Source organism: Streptomyces sp. (assembly GCF_019510245.1).
Taxonomy (GTDB): Bacteria; Actinomycetota; Actinomycetes; order Streptomycetales; family Streptomycetaceae; genus Streptomyces.
This window is the reverse complement of sequence record NZ_JAEKKT010000452.1, coordinates 1-2,490: the sequence shown is the minus strand read 5'-3', so window position 1 is coordinate 2,490 and position 2,490 is coordinate 1. Positions and strand designations below refer to the sequence as shown.

3 protein-coding genes and 1 pseudogene are annotated in these 2,490 nt (G+C 69.2%); 1 reads left to right on the top strand and 3 read right to left on the bottom strand.

The window, feature by feature from the left end:
* Positions 1–596: AAA family ATPase (locus JF597_RS53900; protein ID WP_294014396.1), on the bottom strand; the 596-nt coding region annotated here is incomplete at its 3' end.
* A 239-nt stretch (positions 597–835) separates the two neighbouring features.
* On the opposite strand from JF597_RS53900, the gene JF597_RS53895 reads away from it, so the two are divergent.
* Complete coding sequence (locus JF597_RS53895) at positions 836–1,189, top strand: amphi-Trp domain-containing protein (protein ID WP_294014394.1); 354 nt, start codon at positions 836–838, stop codon at positions 1,187–1,189.
* Positions 1,190–1,201: 12 nt separating this feature from the next.
* On the opposite strand, the gene JF597_RS53890 is transcribed toward JF597_RS53895, so the two are convergent.
* Positions 1,202–2,038 carry a class II glutamine amidotransferase gene (locus JF597_RS53890; protein ID WP_294014392.1) on the bottom strand — a complete coding sequence of 279 codons (837 nt, stop codon included), beginning with the start codon at positions 2,036–2,038 and terminating at the stop codon, positions 1,202–1,204.
* A 123-nt stretch (positions 2,039–2,161) separates the two neighbouring features.
* Positions 2,162–2,490, bottom strand: a pseudogene (locus JF597_RS53885) (MFS transporter); the annotation flags it as partial.

Here is a 2,490-nt window from a genome sequence, read left to right as displayed (position 1 = left end):
GTGAACGCGAGCTCGGCGGCGCGGATCTCCGTGAGTTCACCGGCCGTCCGGTAACGGTGCAGCGGCAGCAGCGGTTCGGTGCGGGTGACGAGGACGAGGCGCAGGCCACGCCCGGCGTGGTGCAGGACGAACTCCAGCTGCTCCGTGACCTCCGGAGCGGTCATGCGGTGGTACTCGTCGAGCACGAGGACCACGGGCCGGTCACGTTCGTTCAGCTCGGCGGCGAGCGCTGCCAGCAGCTTGCGGTCCACCAGGGAGGCGTCCGCGGGCGCCCCGACCGCGTCGGACGCCGACGCACCGCAGGCACGCAGTGCCTGAAGGACGTACGCCCAGAACACCCCCGGACGCCGGTCCCCCGCTTCGACGGTGAGCCAGGCGACCGGCTGCCGCAGTCCGGCGGCCCAGTCGGCGGCCAGCAGGGTCTTGCCGGCCCCGGCCGGGCCGTTGACCAGTGTCAACGGTGTCCCGAGAGCCTGATCGAGGTGCTGGACGAGCCGCTGCCGCCGCAGGAACGTGGCGGGCCGGGCGGGGAGTGCGAACCGGGTGCGCAGGAACGGGTCCCCCTGGGGATCGGCGTACGGTACGGCCGGAACGATCGGAACGGTCGTTCCCCGGGCGTTCTCGTAGGTCTCGGCCACGGTCGCTCACTACCCCTGTCTGCCGGGGTCACGTCACGGGCGGCGCTTCCTCCACCAGCATCCCAGCCTCCGCGCCACGACGCTCGTCGCACCGGACCACCGGCCCGTTCACCCCCGACGTGCGCGGCGAACCCAAGAGGACGAGATTGGAGGTGGCCCGACCGGCCGAAGGTGCCGTATCCGGATCGGAGACACCCATGAAGGACCTCAAGTTCGAACAGAAGCGCTCCCTTTCCCGCCTTGAGGCGGCCGACCAGCTCACGAGACTCGCAGCCGCGCTGAGGGAAGGCGGGGAGGCCGAACTGGACCTCGGCCCGGGCACGCTGAGCCTGCGGATCCCCGACGACCTTCGCAGCGAGATGGAGGTCGAGATCGGTGAGGGGGAGATCGAGCTGGAGATCGAGTTCAAGTGGCCGACCGCACCGACCCGGACGAAGCCGTCGCGGACGGACGCGGGCGCGAAGGAAGCCACCACGCGCAGGCGCACGCCCGCGAAGTCGGGGCCCAGCGGTACGAGCGCCAACAGAGGCAAGGGCGCGAAGAACCCGTGATCCGCTGACGCGTCACGCAGGTTCCGGGACGAAGCGATGCAACTCGTCGACCCCGGCATGTACGACGCCGTAGGTGCTCTCGGGCACCGCGTTCCAGGCACCCGGCAGGTCGCCGAGGGGCTCGGACACGATGAGACGGGTCTCGTCGGACACTTCCCGCAGGAACGCCAGGTCGGGGTGCAGCTCTCTCAGTGTGTCCACGCGGGTGCTGTAGAACAACGACCGGGACGCGCCCTGGCTCGAGTAGCGGAAGGCCCACAGGCGTTCACCGTCGGCCACCGCGACGGTCATCTGGATCGGGAACTCCACACCGTGGTTGTGGCCGCTGCGCTCCACCGCTCCCACCATCCGGGCCACGGCGCCCGGCGGATCCTCGTCCAGGCCGAAGGTGACCGCCAGGTAGAACATCATCTCCGAGTCCGTCGTTCCCTCGATGTCGGAGTACAGCCGGGGGTCGACGAGCAGGGACAGATCGCGGCGGACGAGGTGGAAATCCGCGATGGCCCCGTTGTGCATCCACATCCAGCGGCCGTGCCGGAACGGGTGGCAGTTCGTCTGCTGCACCGCCGTACCCGTCGACGCCCGGATGTGGGCGAAGAACAAGGGGGAGCGGACATGATCCGCGAGCTCCCTCAGGTTGCGGTTGTTCCAGGCGGGGCCGATGTCCTTGAGCAGGGCCGGGGTTTCGATGGCTTCCTGCGAGTACCAGCCGACGCCGAAACCGTCGCCGTTCGTCGTCTCGACTCCCATTCTGGAGTGGAGGCTCTGATCGATCAGGGAGTGGGCCGGTCTGTAGAGGATGGTGTCGAGCAGCAGAGGTGTTCCCGAGTAAGCGAGCCATCGGCACATGAGCGATCACCTGTGTTCCTACTGCACTCGCGGAGAGATTCCTTGATGTCCCCCTGCACTCCGTCAGTCCCATTTTCGTCTCCCTCGCCACGCGTCGCCATGCGGGCGTCGCACGCAGACACCTCACGTGGGCCCGTGCGGCGGGGAAGCAGTGGTGCTCGAAGCCGGGCCCCGAGGGAGGAACACCGCCGTGGCCAGGCCGACGAGCCCGAAGACCGCCAGTGTGATCATCGCGGCTCCGTAGGCATGCGTGGTCAGGCCGGCGACGAGGATGGTGCCGGCGACGGCGGTGCCGAGTGAGGAACCGAGGTTGGAGACGCTGCGCGACAGTCCGGAGATCTCGCCCTGCTGCTCGTCGGGGAAGCTCGACTGCACCACGTTGACCGACGGGGTCAGACTCAGGCCGAGGCCCAGGCCGATCAGCAGCAGCCCGGGCGCGAAGGCCCAGGCAC

Bases quoted from the DNA above. Each gene is read 5' to 3' on its own strand.
- JF597_RS53895 (WP_294014394.1), top strand. From the start codon at position 836: ATGAAGGACCTCAAGTTCGAACAGAAGCGCTCCCTTTCCCGCCTTGAG.
- JF597_RS53890 (WP_294014392.1), bottom strand. From the start codon at position 2,038: ATGTGCCGATGGCTCGCTTACTCGGGAACACCTCTGCTGCTCGACACC.